Below are 387 nucleotides of genomic sequence, written 5' to 3'. Positions count from 1 at the left end.
TCTAAAGAATTTCTTTGTAACTCCGTGTGGAGTGTCCTACAACCCCAGAAAGCAAGCTTTCTGGTTTGGGCTGATTCCGTTTCGCTCGCCGCTACTTGGGAAATCGCATTTGCTTTCTCTTCCTCCGGGTACTGAGATGTTTCAGTTCCCCGGGTCTGCCTCCGATACCCTATGTATTCAGGTAACGGTACTGTTCCATTACGAACAGTGGGTTCCCCCATTCGGAAATTCCCGGATCAATGTCTACTTACGACTCCCCGAGACATATCGGTGTTAGTCCCGTCCTTCTTCGGCTCCTAGTACCAAGGCATCCACCGTGCGCCCTTATTCACTTAACTAAGTTACAGTAAATAAGCGTGCTAATTTCTTAGCCTTGCTTTATTTCAA

1 rRNA gene is annotated in these 387 nt (G+C 47.5%); it reads right to left on the bottom strand.

Annotated elements, in window-relative coordinates:
• Window positions 1-338 (bottom strand): 23S ribosomal RNA (locus AC6CHS_RS19430); the annotation flags it as partial.
• Between the last annotated feature and the right edge of the window lie 49 nt (window positions 339-387).

It is taken from the genome of Oceanobacillus sp. GQ8 (genome assembly GCF_059758495.1).
The sequence above is the reverse complement of the archived record's forward strand: the minus strand, read 5'-3'. Positions and strand labels throughout refer to the sequence as shown.